The sequence below is a fragment of the Thalassobacillus pellis genome, from assembly GCF_016908295.1.
Taxonomy (GTDB): Bacteria; Bacillota; Bacilli; order Bacillales; family Halobacillaceae; genus Thalassobacillus; species Thalassobacillus pellis.
This window is the reverse complement of sequence record NZ_JAFBDO010000001.1, coordinates 1,028,632-1,047,824: the sequence shown is the minus strand read 5'-3', so window position 1 is coordinate 1,047,824 and position 19,193 is coordinate 1,028,632. Positions and strand designations below refer to the sequence as shown.

Below are 19,193 nucleotides of genomic sequence, written 5' to 3'. Positions count from 1 at the left end.
ATATTCTTCATCTTAAGAAAATTCACATAACTTTCACATGTTACGAAAGTATTTTTATTATTGTAATTAAAAAAAGCAACCAAATTGGTTGCTTTAAAAGAAACGAGAGATCATATCTACGTTCGCCGTGTTTATGGTGTATTGATAGATTGGTCGTCCGACGCCATAAACGAGGTCTTCTTCCAAATAATCGATTTCAGCCAGGAATTTCAAATACTTCCTGACAGAAACCCTTGATATATTGGAGGCCTCCGCTATATCTTCCGTGGAAAAAGTTTCGTTATTAATGGTAAGAATAATATCGTGAATCGTTTTCAAGGTGTTTTTGGTAAGCCCTTTTGGCAGCTCATTCCAATTGCTTTCTGGTTTATTGGCAGGATTCTTATGATGCAGAATAGTATCTAACTCTTTTTGGCTTATGTTTTCTGCCGTAGTTAATTTCTTATAATGGGCTCTGTATTGGGAAAGTGCCTTTTCGAAACGATCAAACTCAAAAGGTTTAATGAGATAATCGACAGCTCCGAGCCGCAGAGTCTGTTGAATCTGGTGTATGTCCGATGCGGCTGTTATCAGAATAACATCGACATCTTCGTTTTCTTTCCGTACTATGTTAAGAAAATCTATCCCGTTTTGACCTGGCATATAAACATCCAATAGTATAAGATCGATTTTTGTTTCAGCAAGGTATTGGAGTGCTTCTTCTGTGTTAGCCGCAATACCTGTGATTGTGAATCCTTCCATCTTTTCAGCATACCGTTGGTTTAAAGACGCTACCATCGGGTCATCCTCAACGATTAAAATTTTGATCAATGGAACACCTCCTTATTCGTATGGAATGATTATAGTGAAAATCGTTCCTTTTTCGGAGGAAGAGTCGATTTCAATCGTTCCCTCCATATTATCTACACTTGCTTTGGCGAGAAATAAGCCAAACCCCCGATGGCTTCCTTCTTTTGTGGAAACACCTTTCTTAAATATATCTTCATGATTTTGTGTCAGGATACCGGTTCCAGTATCTTCGACTACCATCGTTAACAGGCCATCAATATAGGACAGACGCAAATGAATTTCCTTTTTCGTACTGTCAGCAACACTTTCGATGGCATTATCAACAATATTGCCAAGGATAGTTATCAACTCATGGGTTTGGGAAGGATCATTGGGAGCTGGAATTTCTGTCTCACAAACTAAATCCAGATGTACACTAGATTCTCTTGCGTAACTTATTTTTCCTATAATAAAGCCTGCAAAAGCAGGGTCCTTGATAAATTTTGTTACATTCCGCACCTCATGGACCTGATGATCCACCAGTTTCGTAATGAAATTTGTTACCTTATCGTACTCTTTCATTTTAATCATACCTAACAGCACATGCATCTGGTTCATGAACTCATGGGATTGAGAGCGCAATGTATCAGCATACATTTGCACACCTGTCAGCTGTTCTGCCAATTGATTGACTTCGGTCTTATCACGGAAGGTCGCGATGGCACCAATCACTTGGTCATTTACAATAAGAGGAACTCTATTGGTGATAATAGAAACGCCATTTATAGTTTGTTCTTTATCAAGCTCCTGTTCTTTCTTTTCAAGTACGCGATTTAACATCGTGCCAGGTAAAAATTCATTAATATTCATCCCGGTCGGTTCCTTGTTCATCAAACCGGCTTTTTTTAAGATGGTCTGTGCAGATTTGTTAACCAAGACGATGGTGGCATCTTTATCTATTGCAATAATGCCTTCGTGAACGGATTGGAGCATTTGGTTTCGTTCTTCATGAATCCTTCCAATTTCAAATGGTTCAAGGCCAAACAGGCTATTCTTAATGTATCGAGCCAAAAAGAATGCTCCAATGATGCCGACTAATATACCAATAATAGATCCTATAAAAATCTGCTTTTGACTTTGTTTGATGGAGGTTTCAACCGCCTGTAGTGATATACCGACTGCAACAGCCCCAATCTGGTTGTTCGTATCATCATATATTGGTGTAAACGCACGTAATGATTTTCCTAATGTCCCGGTGGAAATGGACGTATATTCTTTACCTTGAAGTACTGCTTTTTCATCGCCACCCACAAAGTGATTCCCAATACGCTCAGGTTCTGGGTGGGATTTGCGGATACCGTTCATATCCATTACCACAACAAACATCACATCGGCTGCTTTTTGGATTGTCATCGCATATTCCTGGATATCCTGGTCGGCTCTTTTATTTTCGAGACCTTGCTTTACTATGCTCGATTCTGCAACAGTACGAGAAACAATTTGAGCCTTTTCTTCTAATTGTTGTTCAATGTTCTCACTGGTAGTATCAGTAATCAGCAGGTCAGTAATTAGTAATGAAAGCAAAACTACCACACATACAAAAAACATAATGACTGTACTTAATCTGAAGCGGGGGCGGGGCATTTGCTCATCTCCCTGTAAAAGTCGGTGTCTTATATTTTAATGCAATTGGAAGACGAATCATATGGTTTACAAAAAAATGGCACCCCGGGAGAACCAGAATCTGGTTCTCCCGGGGTGCCTCTTATTATGCACTGTCACGTTGTTTGAACTAATCGAACGATTTTACTCCTAAATAATGGTTTTGCCAATAGTCATAGTTTAAATCGGTGATTTCCACTCCATCGCTTCCTGCGTGAATGATTTTATTGTCACCGATATAAATTCCGCTGTGGGAAGCCCCGTTTACATCATATGTTCCTTCGAAAAAAACAACGTCTCCTATGCTTGGAGAATCAACAGTTACCCCATCATATTTCCACATATCCCGCTCTGTTCTGGATAGATCAATACCAGTCTGTGCAAAGACATATTGGATGAAACCACTACTGTCAAACCCTTCTGGTGTTGTCCCTCCCCAGACATATGGTGTACCAATCAGACTTTTTGCGGTAGAAACTATTTCAGATTGAGAAGCTGTTTCAGTTTCGTTGGAATCACTGGTTATGTCATCCAATGCAGCCATTGTTTTAGGGCCGGCTAAGCCGTCTACTTTAAGTCCCTGATCAGATTGAAATGCTTTAACGGCAGCTTCTGTAATCGGGCCAAAACTTCCATCAAGGTGGTAAGTATAATAACCGAGTTCTTTCAAGTCAGATTGTAATGAGGTTACCTCTTGCCCGGTATCCCATAGTTCCATATGCTCTACAGTAGATTTACTTGATTCTTCCTGTGGAATTGATTCGGAATCAACCTTGGCAAATACCCTTTCGTTTACAGCGGGGGAAAATGCCAGCGATGCTATTAACGCAGATGAAATCACATATTTTCGTGCAGAATTTTTTGAGTTGTACATGGGAATGCCTCCTTAGGATGTCAATTCCTAGATAGAATGTGGGCTTTCAGTTTAAAAAAAGGTGAAGTGCTTAAATAGATAGAAGTCTGCTTTTTTGAATTTTTCCAGCAATGTTTGGCCGAATGAATAATTAAAGAATCACCTTTATTCAAACCAATTTCCAGTCTAACAGAGAAATCCTGTAAAGAGGTTGCATCCACATTAAGCTAAGATATTAACTTTTTTACAGAATAATGGCACCCCAGGAGAACCAGATTCTGGTTCTCCTGGGGTGCCAAGAGTTGTTTGGGAAAAATTACTTTATATTAGTGACAGAGGAATGAAAATTTCTAAGAAAGATACACTAAGGGAAATTAATGTGGAGGTAGGTTCATGTTCACTAATGAAAAACCATTGACTGCAGCGGAATTAGGGAAACTTTGGGTGTCTTATATGGGGAATTCAATGGGAAAATGCATTCTTGGTCATTACCTTCAGCATGTGGAGGATAAAAATATTGAAAGGGTCGTCAGGAACGCTTACAACTTAAGTGATAAACTGATGAACAAAATCACTGATATTTTCAAGAAGGAAAATATCCCACACCCTGTTGGCTTTACAAATGCAGACGTAGATTTAGCTGCACCACGGCTTTTTTCGGATCAGTATTATCTCCATTATCTGCGTTATACGTGCAAAGCGGGATTAAGCATTTATTCCATTGCTATTCCTTTAATGTCACGAAAAGATATCAGACAATTTTTTATTCACACCTCCGAAGCGACAGCAAACCTTATTTCTGATATCAATAATGTGATACTGAGCAGAGGGAATTTAATGGACCCTGCTCCGATTCCACCACCGCAAAAAGTGGATTTTGTCAAAAAACAAAGTTATCTTAAAGGTTTTATGGGGGAAACAAGACCCTTACATGCCCTTGAAATTACACATTTGTACGATAATATCGATAACAATATCACCAGCAAAGCGTTATTGATTGCTTTCAGTCAAACAGCAGTAGATAAACGGATTAAAAACTATTTTATCAGAGGAAAAAAGATTACAGATAAACATATAGAGGTGAATACCCAGAAGCTGAACGATGATAATTTGCCGGCACCGTCACTATTGGACCACTTAGTGACAACTTCTATTACACCGCCTTATTCAGATAAATTAATGTTAGCTCACAAGATCGACATGTTTTCCATGAAAGTTAGATCCTATGGAAACGCCATCTCCCTGAATGGAAGAAGGGATTTGGGAGCTATGTATGGCAAATTCCTCGGGGATTTAGGGGCTTATGTGGAAGACGGAGCAAATATCATGATCGATCATGGATGGATGGAACAGCCTCCTCAGGCAGTAGACCGTGATTCATTGACAACCAATTAATTATAATGTGAGATGACGTATATGCCACCTGTTTATACATATAGTTGTATAAAGGACTAAGGTGGGATCCTATGGTCTACATGTTTGATAATGGCCGGTTTATTGATGAACGGGCGACGACGGTCAACGTTAAAAACAAAGGTTTAAATTATGGCTTGGGATGTTTCGAGGGTATCAGGGGTTTCTGGAACGAGGAACAGCAGCAATTGTTTGTTTTCCGCCTGGAAGATCACTTGAACAGGTTTCATCATTCCGGAAGGGTTCTATTTATTCCAATCCCTTATCGAGTAGAGGAACTAGCAGAAATTATAAAGCAGTTGCTAATCATAAATAAGGTGAAACAGGATGTTTATATTCGGCCAATTTGTTTTAAAGGGACAAACACATTGCGGCCAGATTTGAATGACCCCTTCAATCATCTGGCCATTTATCTTGTTTTTACGGAATATGAGCCTAAACCCGCCTTACGGACATGCATCTCTTCCTGGACGCGAATTGGCAGCAATATGATTCCACCGCAAGTGAAACCGACAGCTGGCTATTTAAATTCAGCGCTTGCCATTCATGAATCAGATATGAATGGGTTTGATGAAGCGATTTTTTTAACAGCAGAGGGAAATGTCTGTGAAGGAGCTGCCGAAAACATCTTTATTGTGAGGGGGGACTTTGTTGTCACTCCACCGATATCGGATGATATATTGCCAGGGATTACGCGGGATACAGCAATGCAGATTGCTGGAAAAGAGCTTGGAATGACAGTAGTAGAGCAGAGTTTTACAAGGGTGGAAGTCTATGAGGCTGATGAAGTGTTTTTTACAGGAACAGCTGTAGGCATCAAACCTGTAGTTGAAGTCGATCGCAGGCAAATTGGTGACGGTGAGCCTGGACCAGTTACTACCCGTATCCAGCGTATATATGACCAATTGGTGAGAAGGGAGATTTCTATTTACGAGAGTTATACTTTTCCGGTTTATGAGGATTAGAAAAACGATTCCATATTTTAGTCGCAGAATAGGATAATCTATGGGGTGAATATGGAAAATAATAGATCATGATAAGGAGATGGACCGAATTCTTTTGGTTCATTTTTTTGTTGTTATATAGATTACTTCATAAGCACATATAGCTTTATATCTTTGGCCGTATCAACCAAAAACAGGTTTTATTAAATAACAAAGTGGGTATAAATCGACAATAATTTTCAAAATATTGTTGAAATTGAGACTTGCTATCGGTATAATTCTCTTTAAGAAAGCGTTTTCCTGAGAGAAGGCAATATTTTTTACCTTAATGTGGAAACGTTTTTACATGCAGTGTACAAGCCTTTAGACAGGTGAGAACTGTTGGTAAAAGGAGATTAAGTTCATTACATAGAGGAGGTGGGCTGCTGACCTGACCGTCAACCGTTAGCGATATTAATAAAGGAGGTTTAATTCAATCATGTTGAAAAAGAATTCCAGTTTCATCGTGGCTATGATTCCAGCAGGGATAGCCCTCAACTGGGTAGCCAACTCGATCGTAGAGATGCTGAAGCTACCATTATTCCTGAATAATATTGGTACTGTCTTGAATGCAATCGTTCTTGGACCGTTATGGGGTGCTGCAACCGCCCTGATGACTAATGTCATCTTAGCTCTTATTGTTCGCTGGACATATATCCCGTTTGCTTTAGTTGGAATACTTGTTGCCTTTTTATCCTACTTCTTTTACAAGAAGGGCTGGTTCAAGAAAGGGTGGAAGGTTGTTGCTTCAGGTGCTGTCACTGGTATAGTCGCTTCCGCACTTGCAACAGTCATTTCTGTTTATGTATTTGGTGGATTCTCAGGACATACGGTCGACGTACTTACAGCAGGACTGATTGCTTCTGGGCAGGAAATCTTTAACGCGGCGTTCATCGCCAATCTTCCAGGTACAGTTGCAGACAAGGTATTGACGTTCTGGATTGTGTGGATGATTCTGAAAATCTTCCCAGTCCGATACTTGCCTAATGCAAAAGATATCAGGGAGAAAATCGGTATGACAAATAAGAAGAACGCGAGTAAGAAGATTTCTGCATAAAAAAAGAACATCAAATCAACAAACTTTTTAGGGGAGTTGTTGATCGATGCTCTCTTATTGCTCAAGTATAATTTTATAACAAAATTTGGTGTATATACAAGCAAGAGTGCTCAATGGAAAAGGAAAAAGGTCAAATAGGTTTTTGGCCTTTTTCCATTAACCAATAAGGAGTGGAAGTCAGTGAAATTTGTACGTTTCAAGGATAAACATCAACAACAACTCAGGCAGGGGATTTTAACCGACGGTGAAATTAAAGAAATTAGCGGGAATATGTTTCATAAGTGGGATTATACCGGTGAACATTTCTCACAGGAAGAAGTTGACTTGGCAGCGCCTCTTGAACCGAATCAGGTGATTGGCATTGGAGCCAACTACGTTGCGAAAAAGGAAGACCTTCCTGAAAAGGGACCAGATATGCCGGTTTTTTTCTTTAAGCCGAACTCTTCTGTAATCGGGCCTGGTGAGTCGATACAACTACCAGAAACAATTGATGAAGTGAAATTTGAGTCAGAGCTTGCCGTCGTGATTGGTAAGGAAGCAGCTTCTATCCGCGAAGAGGAAGTATTCGACTATATATTTGGATATACGGTTGCTAATGATGTCACTGCACCGCAATATTTTCATGAAGACGGCCACTGGACGCTTGGGAAATCATTCGATACCTTCACGCCTCTTGGCCCAGTGATCGAAACAGAGTTTGATGCAGATAGCGCAGAGATTCAGGCAGTGCATAATGGTGAGAAAAAGCAGGACAGCCCGACAAACCTCATGATTGTCACTACCCAGAGAATGATTGCTTACTTAAGTAATGTAATGACCCTGAAACCAGGGGATGTGATTCTTACTGGAAGCCCTGTCGGTGCAGAGTTTCTGAAAGAAAATGATGAAATCGAATGTAAAATTGCCGGAATCGGTTCATTGAAGAACAAGGTAGTGAAGATAAAACAGCCGTCCCAAGTTTAAAGCTTCCTGTTTTCCGCCTTTATGTAAAAACGTTTCCACATTTTCTCAGTATTCCAATGCAGTTTTTAAATGCAATAAGCGTAACAATTTTCAGAAAATTATTGCAAGCAAAGGTCGGTAAACGTATAATGATAGTATCAGGCAAGCGTTTTCAACAAGGAGGAACCTCATGTGTTGAATGGTTCTCCTGTCACTATAGGGAAACGTTTCCACATCAAAGGTAGGGAAGTGGGACAAGTGGTAACAATCAAAGATGTTGCTAAAGCGGCAAATGTTTCTATATCAACAGTTTCCAGGGTGCTGAATAACAGTGGTTACACAAGCGCCAATGTAAAGGAAAGAGTCAATAAAGCAGTTGAAGAATTGAAGTTCCAAAAAAACATGGTAGCGACTGCTATGATCAAAAAGCAGACACAGACGTTTGGTTTGATTATCCCGGATATAAAGAACATTTTTTATGGGGAATTGACTCGGGCGATTGAAGATAAGGCTCACAAGCTTGGCTTCAATGTCATTCTCTGCAACACGGATAATGATTTGGAAAAGGAATCTGAATACCTGAATTTTCTGATCAGAAAAGGGATTGATGGCATCATATTTTCCACGCCAGAAACCAATGACATGAACGTAAGGGAAGTAATGAAGTCAAGACCAGATCTCCCTATCATCATCCTTGGGAGTAAAGTGAAAAATGTCCGTCTGGATGAGGTGCTCGTCGATAACTTTGAAGGAAGCTACACGGCTACTCGCCATTTGATTGATCTGGGCCATGAAAGAATTGGCTATATCGGCGGCCAGCCTGATTCCTATTCGACGATTGAACGTCAAAGGGGTTATCTGGCAGCCCTGGAGGATAACGGGATTACTTCCAACCCGACGTATATCGAGCTGGATGAGTTTAAAATTGACAGTGGATTTGAAAAAGGGAAAAAATTGCTTGCTGAGGAAGATAGACCGACTGCTATCTTTGCAGCAAACGATGCAATAGCAGTCGGGGTGTATAAGGCAGCAAGGGAACTGGGGCTGCGTATTCCGGAAGATCTCTCCGTAATCGGCTTTGATGATTCCCAATTTGCTGAGATTGTGTTTCCAGAGTTAACTACAATTCGGACGCCTATCGCACAAATGGGGGAAAAAACAGTGGAACTTGCAGTTCAGATTGTAAAAGATGGCAAGAACTTCAAAGAAAGCATCACATTCCAGCCAACATTGGTGGAACGTGGATCGACTCAGAGAATAAAGAAAGCTGTAAAGTCCTAGCATACCCTTAACCAGGGAAAAGGAGGAAGATACGTGAATAGTTTATACATGCCGAAAGATAGCTTGATTCATAGTCTGGACCCACGGACGAAAATGATTTTTGTAATATTTGTCGTCATCAGTTCGTTCATACTTAACGATCCGGCACTTCAATTATTGCTCCTCGTTGCACTGTTTCCGCTAGTGCTGTTGGCAAAAGTGGTCAAGCCTTATCTCGTTTCGATTCAATTCTTATTGCTATTTGCTGTGTTAATCATGACAGTTCACGGGATTTACAACCCTATCGGTGTCACTCCCGTTTTTGAAATATTTGGAGGGTTGACCTTCAAGTATGAATCAATGGTTTATGCTTCTGTAATGTCGTTTCGGATATTGGTGATCGGTACAGCTGCTGTACTGTTCGTCATGACGACCCACCCTTCTGATATGGCATCAGCACTAGTGAAGTGGAAAGTCCCTCACTCGTTTGCGTTTATCTTGTTATCTACCTTCCAGATCATCCCAATCATCGCGCGAGAGGCGAAGATTGTTATGGAAGCCCAGCAGGCAAGATGCCTGGATGTTAAAGGGAGTATTATCCAGCGGGTGAAAAATCTCGTGCCAATGTTTGCTCCGTTATTCATTATCACCTTTATGAAGGTACATCAGCTGTCTTATGTGCTGGAATGCCGCGCATTCAGCCGGAAAGGAACAAAAACCAGTTTACGTGAAACAAGGATTGGTTCTCTCGACTATTCGTTCTTGATTGGAATGCTGGCGATTCTGGCTTTCGAAATCTATGTGAAGTTGTTTGCCATGGGGTCGCTGCATCTGACAACTGACGCCCTCTTAACTTACTCGCTAATTGGAACTTGGATCGTGTTCGGTTTTATGATCGTCAAGTTCCTGTATAAACAACTTCAAGGAAAGATCGGAGGGGCTAATTAATGGCTAAAAAAGCTATTGAAGTATCAAACCTGACATTCACTTATCCAGATGAAGAAGCTCCAGTATTGAAGGATGTTAATTTTTCAGTCAACCATGGGGAAATCCTTGGAATAATCGGTCCGACAGGTGCAGGCAAGTCGACGCTTGCCATGTGTGTAAACGGCCTGGTTCCACAGGTCATCAACGGTGAAATGGAAGGCACGGTCCGCGTCAACGGAGAAGATGTCAGTGAAAGCAACGTCGCCAAAATGTCCGAGCAGGTCGGCTTTGTTTTCCAGGAGCCGGAAAATCAGCTGAGCCAAATGACGATTGAAGAGGAGATCGCTTTCGGAATGGGGAATCTCGGCGTCCCACGAGATGAGATGCTCATCAGAATTAAGGATGCCCTTGAGCAGGTAGGACTGGTCGGATTTGAAAAAAGAAGCCCGCTTGCTTTATCTGGCGGACAGCAGCAACGCCTGGCGATCGCTTCTGTGCTTGCGATGAGACCAACCATCATGATTATGGACGAGCCTACGTCCATGCTGGATCCAAAAGGTAAAAACGAAGTGTACGATGTGTTGAAGAACTTGAAGGAATACGGAATGACCGGCATCATCATCGACCATGAAGTAGAGCGGATTGCCGCTTACTGCGACAAAGTACTGGTGCTTAGTGAAGGTGAAATCAGAATGTTCGCACCTTCAGAGGAAGTTTTTACAAATGTAGAAATGCTTCATGATTTGACCCTGCATGCACCTCAGGTCACCGAATTCCTGGCAAGATACAATCAACAGTTCGGACAGAAGTTGAAATTGTCCACGACAGTAGAGGAATCTATTGAAGTCTTTGAAAGCGCCTACAAATAACTTTAGAAAAACGTGGAGGTGAATGTAATGGAACCCTATATCTCAGTGAAGAATGTTTCCCACGTATATCCAGGCGGCGTGACCGCCATTAAGGACATCAACCTTGATATTCATGAAGGGGAAATCGTAGCGATTCTGGGAAGTAACGGCTCAGGGAAAACGACACTGGTCAAGCACTTTAACGGATTATTGAAACCGACGACAGGTGAAGTGAAAATTGGTGACCTCAATACCAGGAAAGAACGAATTTCTAAGCTTTCCAGCCATGTCGGCTATGTGTTCCAGAATCCGAACCACCAGACATTTCTTCCGTCCGTCAGGCAAGAGCTGGCATACGGCTGTAAAAACTTGAAAATGTCAGAAGAGGAGACAGATACGCGTGTACAGCGGGCAATTGAACTGTTCCAGCTTCACGACCGTCTGGACGACAATCCATTCGACTTGAATTCCAGCCAGCGAAAAGAAGTGGCGATGGCTTCCATCATGGCCGTTTCACCGAAAGTCATTGTGCTGGATGAACCAACCACAGGCCAGGACCATAAAGGGTGTAAACGGGTGCTTGAACTCGTGAAGATGTTCAAAGAAGAAGGTCACATCGTCGTGTTGATCACTCATGATATGCACCTGATTGGCGAGCTGAATTGCCGGACGGTTGTCATGAACCAGAGTGAAAAAATCGCTGATGACCACGCAAGCGTTGTGTTTTCAGATAAGAATATCATGGCTGAAGCAGGTCTCCAGCCTCCGCAAATTACCCATTTTGCAAATGAAATCTCGCATTTCGATCCCAATCGGACCTATTTGACAGTGGAATCGATCTTAGAGTGGATGGAAGCAAATCAAGAGGAGGATGTCAAAGTTGGCACAAGATCTTAAATGGAAAGCAAAAGCGAATCGACCAGAAAATGCAGATAGGTCCCAATACCATATTCGGTGCAGCCCGGGAGACGTTGAAAAATACGTGCTATTGCCTGGGGATCCAGAGAGAGTACCCCAGATGGCGGCATTGTGGGACGAAAAAAAGCATATTGCAACGTACCGTGAGCATGTGACATACACGGGAAAAGTCGATGGCGTCGGAATTTCCGCCTGCTCGACCGGGGCAGGAGGTCCTTCGACAGCAAGTGCTTTAGAAGAACTGGCTGAAATCGGTGCAGAAACCTTCCTTCGTGTCGGCACTTGTGGAGCCATGCAGGAGAACATTGCACCTGGTGACCTTATTATTTGTGCCGGGGCTGTCCGTTATGACGGGACAAGCGATCAGTATGTTGATCACAAATATCCGGCTGTCGCAAATCAGGAAGTTGTCATGGCATTGATCGAAGCAGCAGAACGGCTTGGCGTGAATTACCATGTCGGTATCGGATACACAGCTGCCTCCTTCTTCTGCGGGCAAGGGCGTCCAGGTTTTAACAATTACCGCCAAAGCTGGATGGAAACAATCATGGAGGATATGCAAAAGGCTGGAGTCCTCAATTTTGAGATGGAAGCATCCACAGTATTGACACTTAGCAGTCTGTTCAACCTCCGTGCAGGAGCGATTTTCACAGCTGTCGCTAACCGTGTGAAGGATGAGTTTGAATACAAAGGAGAAGGTGTGGCACAGTCCATCGCTGTAGCGACGGAAGCTACAAAAATTCTGAGCCATTGGGATGAGCTGAAAAAACGCTCAGGAAAAGCCTACTTTTTCCCTTCCCTGCTAAACCAGGCTTAAACTAGGGGCATAATTTTACTATTAAAAAATCAATTATCTTAAAAATAGTCTAATAGCGATAGAGGAGGAATTTAAATGAAAATTGGTATTGTCGGAGGTACAGGATTTTATAACTTAGTAGATGATATGAAAGAGAGAACAATAGCTACAGAATACGGAGAAGCTGTAGTGTACGAAGGCCAGCATGCAGGTAAGGAAATCTTTTTCCTTCCGAGACACGGCAAATCCCATGACAGTCTCGCTCACGAAATCAACTACCGTGCTAATATGCTAGCACTGAAGGAGCTTGGCGTCGATCACGTCATCGCCATGTGTGCGGTTGGATCACTGAACCCTGAAATTCCAGTAGGAGCACTGGCGATGCTTGATCAATTCATGGATGCAACGACCAAACGTGTGACTACATACGGAAAGTATTCCGTAGAGATTACACAGCCGTACTGCCCTGATCTGACCAATACCTTCTTAGCCGCTGCTGACGAACTTAATATCGACATTGTACCTAAAGCAAATTACATCTGTGTTGATGGTCCGCGTTATGAGACTTCTTTGGAAATCAACGTTTACAAGCAGTGGGGCATGGATGTCGTCGGTATGACCAATGCGACAGAAGCAATTTTAGCGAGGGAGCTTGGCATTGCTTATGCCGTGGTCGTTATCTCTACTGACCTCGCGGCGGGTACGACAGATGTTCCGCCAGATTTGGATACGCACAAAAACGTTGTGCTGGATAATCAGGAAAAAATCAAACAATTATTTTTGAAAACGATTGAGCTTGCGACAGATGACAAACCATCAATTGCCCATGAAGCATACGAAAGAGCGCTGGCTGCACGTAAAGAGAAACTGAAAAAAGCAGAAACGACGAACGTTTAACCCAGAACAATGGATACGCTGATAACCAATGCCGAATGGCTGTCCATGGAACGATTCGAGCTGGTAAATGGAAGCCTTGTCATTGACGAGGGTAAAATCAAACATCTTTTCCCTGAAGGGGAGCTCCCAGATGCACTAGAGGTGGAGGAAGTCATCGATGGGAGCGGGTACTTGATCATCCCTGGCATGACAAATGGCCATTACCATTCTTATTCTAACCTGCTAAAAGGAACGGAAAGCGACCTGCCTCTAGAGATGTGGTCACTTTACACCGTCGCTTACGGTCATTCGCTGACTGATCAGGATATCCAGGATGCGGTGTTGCTTGGGGCGGCTGAAATGATCCGGAATGGTGTAACAGGGTGCATCGATCACTTTCCACACTTGCCGAGAGTGGAAGCAGCACTGCATGCTTATGAAAAATCAGGTCTTCATGCTGCTTTTGCCCCGATGCTTCATGATATTCCGGACCACCAGTTTCTTCAACTGGAGTTGCCATCATCGATTCTAAAACGACTGGAAACAAAAAAGCCGCCATCCATCAGTGAAATGGAAGCATTTTTTGAAAGACTGATAGCAGAATGGCATGGAAAGAATGATCAGATCCAAATCATGCTCGGGCCTAATGCGCCACAGCGTTGCAGTGCAGAGTCTCTTGCTTTATGTGCACGATTAAGTCGCAAGCATGACTTGAACATACAAACCCACCTTCTGGAGACAAATATCCAGAAAACCTTCGGTGACAGCACTTACGACCAGGGACTTATCGGACACCTTGATAGAGCAGGGGTGCTTAATGACAAGCTGTCTGTCGCCCACGCTATCTGGCTTTCTGAACAAGAAATCGAGCTGCTGCAGGCGCGTGGTGTTTCTGTCGTCCATAATCCGGCAAGTAATATGACTCTAGGAAGCGGAACCTCTCCGATTCCGAAATTTTTGGAAAAAGGGATTCCCGTAGGACTGGGTACCGATGCCAGTAATTGCGGAACGAGTCATAACTTATTTGAGGCCATGCGGCTCGCCACTTTGCTCCAGCGCAAAGAAAGTAATCAATACACGGACTGGTTAAAAGCAGAAACAGCACTTGCGATGGCGATAACCAGCGGAGCTGAAATCATGGGTGGCACAAGTAAGCGAGGGAAGATTTCGCAAGGATATGATGCCGACCTTGTCTTCCTTAAAAAACAGAATTCGACCTGGACGCCTGTCCATGACCCAGCCAGGCAGCTGGTATTTCATGAAAATGGCAGTTCAGTAGATTCGGTGATGATCAAAGGGAGATGGGTGCTTCGTCATAAGGAAATACTTACTTTTGATGAACAGACGCTTTTCGAACGTGTCGGTGGCCGCTCAAATGAAATGATTGCAAATTGTGCGGACGCATTAGCATTCGCAGATGAGTTGAAACCGTATTTCGGACAAGTTTTTAAATGAACAGGAGGAACCCAGAATGTCATTAGAATTATTAAAAAAAGAACTCCAGCACGTGTCACATAAGGTTTACCAAAAAGGTTACACACAGGCGACAGGCGGGAATATCAGTGTACGGATTCCAGGTACGGATCACGTTTTGATTAAACGAAGCGGCATCAGTCTCGGAGAAGTCAGCCGGGAAGACGCTCTTGTAGTTGATATGAATGGAGAAGTGATTGAAGGACAGGGAAAACCCTCAAAGGAAATCGGCTTCCACCTTGGTATCTACAAGGTTCGTCCTGATGTAAACGCAGTTGTCCACTGCCATCCGAATTATGCCATTGGATATGCCTGCCTTGGTATGGAGCTTCCTTTGCCGACTGTCACAGCGCAGAAACTGCTGGGACATGTGCCAGTAGCAGATGTGGCACCATCAGGCTCAAAAGAGCTTGCCCAGCACGTTACAGATGTTTTCACGCAATACCCTGATATTAAAATTTCCCTGATGAAAAACCATGGAGTATGTTCTGTTGGACCGACATTAGAAGCAGCCTATAACGTTGTCGACCTGGCAGAAGCTACTGCTAAACAGGCATTTATTGTGTCACAGCTGCAGGCTAATGTCGCGGTGACTAGCTGATAAAGGAGGAGATTTCATCATGCGGGCGATAGAGGAATTAGCTGTTCGATACCAGGAAAAAGCACTTGCACTGCCACTCTGGTTCGAAGCAGGTTCATTGAAATTACTTGATCAGACGAAATTACCTTTTAAAGAAGAAATAAACACGATGGAAAATGTGGAACAGCTTGGTGATGCCATTCGTTCCATGATGATCCGCGGTTCCGGAGCAATCGGAATCTGTGGGGTGTACGGGATGTTTTTAGCTGCTTATCAGTCAAACGGTAATCCGGAGGCAGTACGTGAAGCCGGTGTCCTTTTAAAAAGTACGAGACCGACTGCTGTCAATCTGATGAAGACTGTCGACGAGATGGCAGCTGCTGTCAAGGGAACCGGAAGCGAGTTGGTCGATGTGCTTGAAGCGAAAGCTGTAGCAATCATTGACAGACAGCTTGATTTTGAATATAAGCTGGGGGAACACGGGGCCAGCCTGATTGAAGATGGCGATACGATCATGACCCATTGCCATTCGGGGGCATTGGGCGGAGCCGGTTATGGTGGTAGAGCTTTATCCGTGATCCGCAGAGCCCATGAGCAGGGAAAGAATATCCATGTCTATACCTGTGAAACTCGTCCATACCTGCAAGGTGCGAGAATTACAGCATATGAACTGAAAAAGTTCGGTATCCCACATACCTTGATTACCGATAACATGTCAGGATTTTGCATGAATACTGGGAGAATCAATAAAATTGTCGTCGGCTCCGACCGAGTTTCAGCAAACGGTGATCTTGCTAATAAAGTCGGGACATACATGCACGCACTTGCGGCTAAAGAGCATGGTATTCCTTTCTACACAGCTACCTCAAGCCATACTATTGATTTTGATACACCAAGCGGCGATGCAATCGAGGTGGAAATGCGCAACTCGGATGAAGTAGTGCAGATCCAGGGAGTCAGGATTGCTCCTGAAGGTACGGATGCTCTATATCCTTCTTTTGATATTACGCCGAGCAGACTGATTTCTGGCATCATCACAGAAAAGGGTGTCATCACAGTTCCATTTGAGCAAAACTTAAACCGATTAAATGAAAAAGTGAACATATAAAAAGGAGGCCGCACCATGGTAAGGGAAGCAATTCTAGCTTTGATAGCCGGCATCGTGATCGGCATCGTGTTCAAATTGATCAAATTGCCACTGCCTGCTCCTCCCGTTCTCGCCGGAGTGCTTGGTGTGGCAGGAGTATATGTTGGTGGCCGAATTGTAGAAGCAGTACTGGTAAGAATCCAATAGGTGATAGATCATACGTTAAAAACCAAAGAGGCCCCTGGACAAAGCGGGTTTAGGAAATCGAAGTATGATGTTCACGAAAAAACGAGTGAATGCTAGATTTCTAACACTTTAGGGAAATTTGTTTGAGTTAAAGGACTAAAGTATAAGTAAAACAAGGATTTCGCCATATAGACTTGGCGGCAAGCCAAGTTTTTCTAAAAGGAGGATGATGGATGAGTAACTATGTAAATATAGGAAACCTGCAAATAGATTCCAAACTGTATGAGTTCATCGTAGCTCAGGCTCTGCCTGACAGCGGTGTAGCAGATGAACAATTCTGGACGGATTTCGAGACTTTGATCAATGAGCTTACTCCTGAAAATAAATCTTTGCTGGAAAAAAGAAGCACCATCCAGACGACTCTTGATAACTGGTATAAAGAAAAGCAAGGAAGCTACACCCAGGAAGAGTACAAAGCCTTTTTAGAGCAGATCGGCTATTTGGAGAAACCGGTCGCCGATTTTGAAATTACTACGGAAAATGTGGATGATGAAATTGCAAAGCAGGCAGGACCACAGCTGGTAGTGCCTGTAGACAACGCCCGCTATGCCTTGAACGCTGCAAATGCTCGTTATGGCAGCCTGTACGATGCACTTTACGGAACAGACGTAATCAGTGAAGAAGACGGGGCAGATCGCGGCAGGGAATTTAACCCTGTCCGAGGGGAAAAAGTTGTCGCATACGCGAAAGGGTTCCTAGATGATGTTTTTCCATTAGTTGATGGCTCACATCAAGATGCTGTTGGATATACGGTTGAAAACGAAAATCTGGTTATTTCCTTCCAGGATACTCGTAAAACAAACCTTAAAAACCCTGGCAAATTCAAAGGGTTTCAGGGTTCTACCCACGAACCGACAGCCGTTCTGTTGGAAAACAACGGCCTTCATGTCGAAATTCAATTTGATCGTTACCACCCTATCGGAAAAACAGATAATGCAGGGGTAAAGGATATCTGCATGGAAGCGGCTACAACGACAATCATGGATTGTGAAGATTCCGTTGCCGCCGTCGATGCCGCAGACAAAGTTCAGGTTTATGCTAATTTGCTTGGGCTGATGAAAGGAACTCTCAAATCTACCTTTCAAAAAGGCGGACGGGCTGTAACACGGACATTGAGACAGGATCGCAGCTACATTACACCACAGGGCGAAGATATCACCCTGCATGGCCGTTCCCTGATGTTTATGCGCAATGTCGGTCACTTAATGACAACAAACGCCATTCTTGACCAAAATGGCGAAGAGGTACCAGAGGGTATCATGGATGGTGTCATCACCAGCCTGATTGCCAAGCATGATCTGTTTAGGAATGGTAAGTTCCAGAATTCTGAAAAAGGCTCTATTTATATCGTCAAACCGAAAATGCACGGATCAGAAGAAGTGGCTTTTGCCAACAAGCTTTTCAATCGAATTGAAGATATGCTTGGTTTAGAGAGATATACGATAAAAATCGGGGTCATGGATGAAGAGCGCCGGACAACATTGAACTTAAAGAATTGTATTGCTGAAGTTAAAGAACGAATTGTTTTCATTAACACTGGTTTCCTGGACAGAACCGGTGATGAAATCCATACATCCATGGAAGCAGGAGCTATGATTCGGAAGAAAGACATGAAAACCTCCACATGGCTGAAATCCTATGAGCAGTCAAATGTCCAGGCAGGGCTTGCGACAGGACTTCAAGGCCGCGCCCAAATCGGTAAAGGCATGTGGGCCATGCCGGAAATGATGAAATCCATGATCGATGAAAAAAGCGGCCAGCTGAAGGCAGGAGCGAATACTGCCTGGGTGCCTTCGCCTACAGCAGCCACCCTTCACGCCATTCATTATCATATGATTGACGTTCGGGAAGTCCAAAATAAAATCAAAGAAAACATTACGGATGTGCGTGACAGCATCCTGGAAGTCCCGACAGCTCCTGTTACTGATTGGAACAGCGATGAAGTCCAGGAAGAGCTGGATAACAACGCACAAGGGATACTCGGTTATGTCGTCCGTTGGATCAACCATGGTGTCGGCTGTTCCAAGGTACCGGACATCAACAACATCGGATTGATGGAAGACCGGGCAACACTCAGAATTTCCAGTCAGCATATGGCCAACTGGCTCCATCATGGTATCGTCACGAAAGAACAAGTCCAGGAGACACTCTATCGTATGGCTAAAGTGGTTGATGAACAAAATGCCGGCGATCCGGACTACCAGCCAATGTCCGCCGACTTCGAAGAATCAGTCGCATTCCAGGCTGCCTGCGACTTGATATTCGATGGCATCAACCAGCCAAACGGGTATACCGAACCAATTTTGCATAAACGACGAATCGAATCCAAACAACAACACTTCGTTAACAAGTAAAAGTTCACCCCGGGACATCCAGAAATTGGAGGTCCCGGGGTGTTGTCATTCGGAAAGGAATTTATATTAAAATGTAGAAGTGTTATGTAGAGGAGTATTTTTTTAGTCGAGCGTATAGATACGCAATTTGTTCATAATTATTGTAAGATG

18 protein-coding genes are annotated in these 19,193 nt (G+C 43.3%); 15 read left to right on the top strand and 3 right to left on the bottom strand.

Features of this window, described 5'->3' with window-relative positions; translation table 11 throughout:
- Nucleotides 1-93 precede the first annotated feature (93 nt).
- The 3 genes from JOC33_RS04855 to JOC33_RS04845 all read right to left on the bottom strand — a co-directional run bounded on the left by JOC33_RS04855 (nt 94) and on the right by JOC33_RS04845 (nt 3,304).
- Nucleotides 94-810, bottom strand: coding sequence for a response regulator (locus tag JOC33_RS04855; protein ID WP_205091316.1), 717 nt, complete (start codon nt 808-810; stop codon nt 94-96).
- A gap of 12 nt (nt 811-822) precedes the next feature.
- Nucleotides 823-2,412 (bottom strand): DcuS/MalK family sensor histidine kinase, encoded by a 1,590-nt coding sequence (gene dcuS, locus JOC33_RS04850; RefSeq protein ID WP_205091314.1) that lies wholly within the window; start codon nt 2,410-2,412, stop codon nt 823-825.
- Between the two features lie 148 nt (nt 2,413-2,560).
- Nucleotides 2,561-3,304: a C40 family peptidase gene (locus JOC33_RS04845; protein ID WP_205091313.1), complete on the bottom strand. Its 744-nt coding sequence runs from the start codon at nt 3,302-3,304 to the stop codon at nt 2,561-2,563.
- Between the two features lie 372 nt (nt 3,305-3,676).
- On the opposite strand from JOC33_RS04845, the gene JOC33_RS04840 reads away from it, so the two are divergent.
- From JOC33_RS04840 to JOC33_RS04770, 15 genes are all read left to right on the top strand, one after another.
- Nucleotides 3,677-4,678, top strand: coding sequence for a DUF3231 family protein (locus JOC33_RS04840; protein WP_205091312.1), 1,002 nt, complete (start codon nt 3,677-3,679; stop codon nt 4,676-4,678).
- A gap of 71 nt (nt 4,679-4,749) precedes the next feature.
- Entirely contained in the window at nt 4,750-5,661 is a 912-nt protein-coding gene (locus JOC33_RS04835; protein WP_205091311.1) for a branched-chain amino acid transaminase, read from the top strand.
- A 457-nt stretch (nt 5,662-6,118) separates the two neighbouring features.
- Entirely contained in the window at nt 6,119-6,736 is a 618-nt protein-coding gene (locus JOC33_RS04830) for a hypothetical protein (RefSeq protein ID WP_205091310.1), read from the top strand.
- 180 nt (nt 6,737-6,916) lie between these two features.
- Nucleotides 6,917-7,699: a fumarylacetoacetate hydrolase family protein gene (locus tag JOC33_RS04825; RefSeq protein ID WP_205091309.1), complete on the top strand. Its 783-nt coding sequence runs from the start codon at nt 6,917-6,919 to the stop codon at nt 7,697-7,699.
- A 171-nt stretch (nt 7,700-7,870) separates the two neighbouring features.
- Nucleotides 7,871-8,959, top strand: a complete 1,089-nt coding sequence (locus JOC33_RS04820) for a substrate-binding domain-containing protein (protein WP_205091308.1) — start codon at nt 7,871-7,873, stop codon at nt 8,957-8,959.
- Between the two features lie 33 nt (nt 8,960-8,992).
- Entirely contained in the window at nt 8,993-9,886 is an 894-nt protein-coding gene (locus JOC33_RS04815; RefSeq protein WP_205091307.1) for a CbiQ family ECF transporter T component, read from the top strand.
- Nucleotides 9,886-10,734, top strand: coding sequence for an energy-coupling factor ABC transporter ATP-binding protein (locus JOC33_RS04810; protein ID WP_205091306.1), 849 nt, complete (start codon nt 9,886-9,888; stop codon nt 10,732-10,734). The genes JOC33_RS04815 and JOC33_RS04810 overlap by 1 nt, the downstream gene beginning before the upstream one ends.
- A gap of 27 nt (nt 10,735-10,761) precedes the next feature.
- Nucleotides 10,762-11,610 (top strand): energy-coupling factor ABC transporter ATP-binding protein, encoded by an 849-nt coding sequence (locus tag JOC33_RS04805; protein ID WP_205091305.1) that lies wholly within the window; start codon nt 10,762-10,764, stop codon nt 11,608-11,610.
- Nucleotides 11,594-12,448 (top strand): nucleoside phosphorylase, encoded by an 855-nt coding sequence (locus tag JOC33_RS04800; protein ID WP_205091303.1) that lies wholly within the window; start codon nt 11,594-11,596, stop codon nt 12,446-12,448. The genes JOC33_RS04805 and JOC33_RS04800 overlap by 17 nt, the downstream gene beginning before the upstream one ends.
- A gap of 75 nt (nt 12,449-12,523) precedes the next feature.
- On the top strand, nt 12,524-13,324 hold the full coding sequence (locus JOC33_RS04795; protein WP_205091301.1) for an MTAP family purine nucleoside phosphorylase: 801 nt from the start codon (nt 12,524-12,526) through the stop codon (nt 13,322-13,324).
- A gap of 9 nt (nt 13,325-13,333) precedes the next feature.
- Nucleotides 13,334-14,758, top strand: a complete 1,425-nt coding sequence (locus JOC33_RS04790) for an amidohydrolase family protein (RefSeq protein WP_205091300.1) — start codon at nt 13,334-13,336, stop codon at nt 14,756-14,758.
- Between the two features lie 16 nt (nt 14,759-14,774).
- The gene (locus tag JOC33_RS04785) at nt 14,775-15,377 is read left to right on the top strand and encodes a class II aldolase/adducin family protein (RefSeq protein WP_205091298.1); all 603 of its coding nucleotides are present in this window, start codon (nt 14,775-14,777) and stop codon (nt 15,375-15,377) included.
- A 19-nt stretch (nt 15,378-15,396) separates the two neighbouring features.
- A complete protein-coding gene (mtnA, locus tag JOC33_RS04780; protein ID WP_205091296.1) occupies nt 15,397-16,464 on the top strand; it encodes an S-methyl-5-thioribose-1-phosphate isomerase in 1,068 nt (355 codons plus the stop codon).
- A 15-nt stretch (nt 16,465-16,479) separates the two neighbouring features.
- Nucleotides 16,480-16,650 (top strand): DUF1427 family protein, encoded by a 171-nt coding sequence (locus tag JOC33_RS04775; RefSeq protein WP_205091295.1) that lies wholly within the window; start codon nt 16,480-16,482, stop codon nt 16,648-16,650.
- A gap of 212 nt (nt 16,651-16,862) precedes the next feature.
- Nucleotides 16,863-19,043, top strand: a complete 2,181-nt coding sequence (locus tag JOC33_RS04770; protein WP_205091294.1) for a malate synthase G — start codon at nt 16,863-16,865, stop codon at nt 19,041-19,043.
- Nucleotides 19,044-19,193 lie beyond the last annotated feature (150 nt).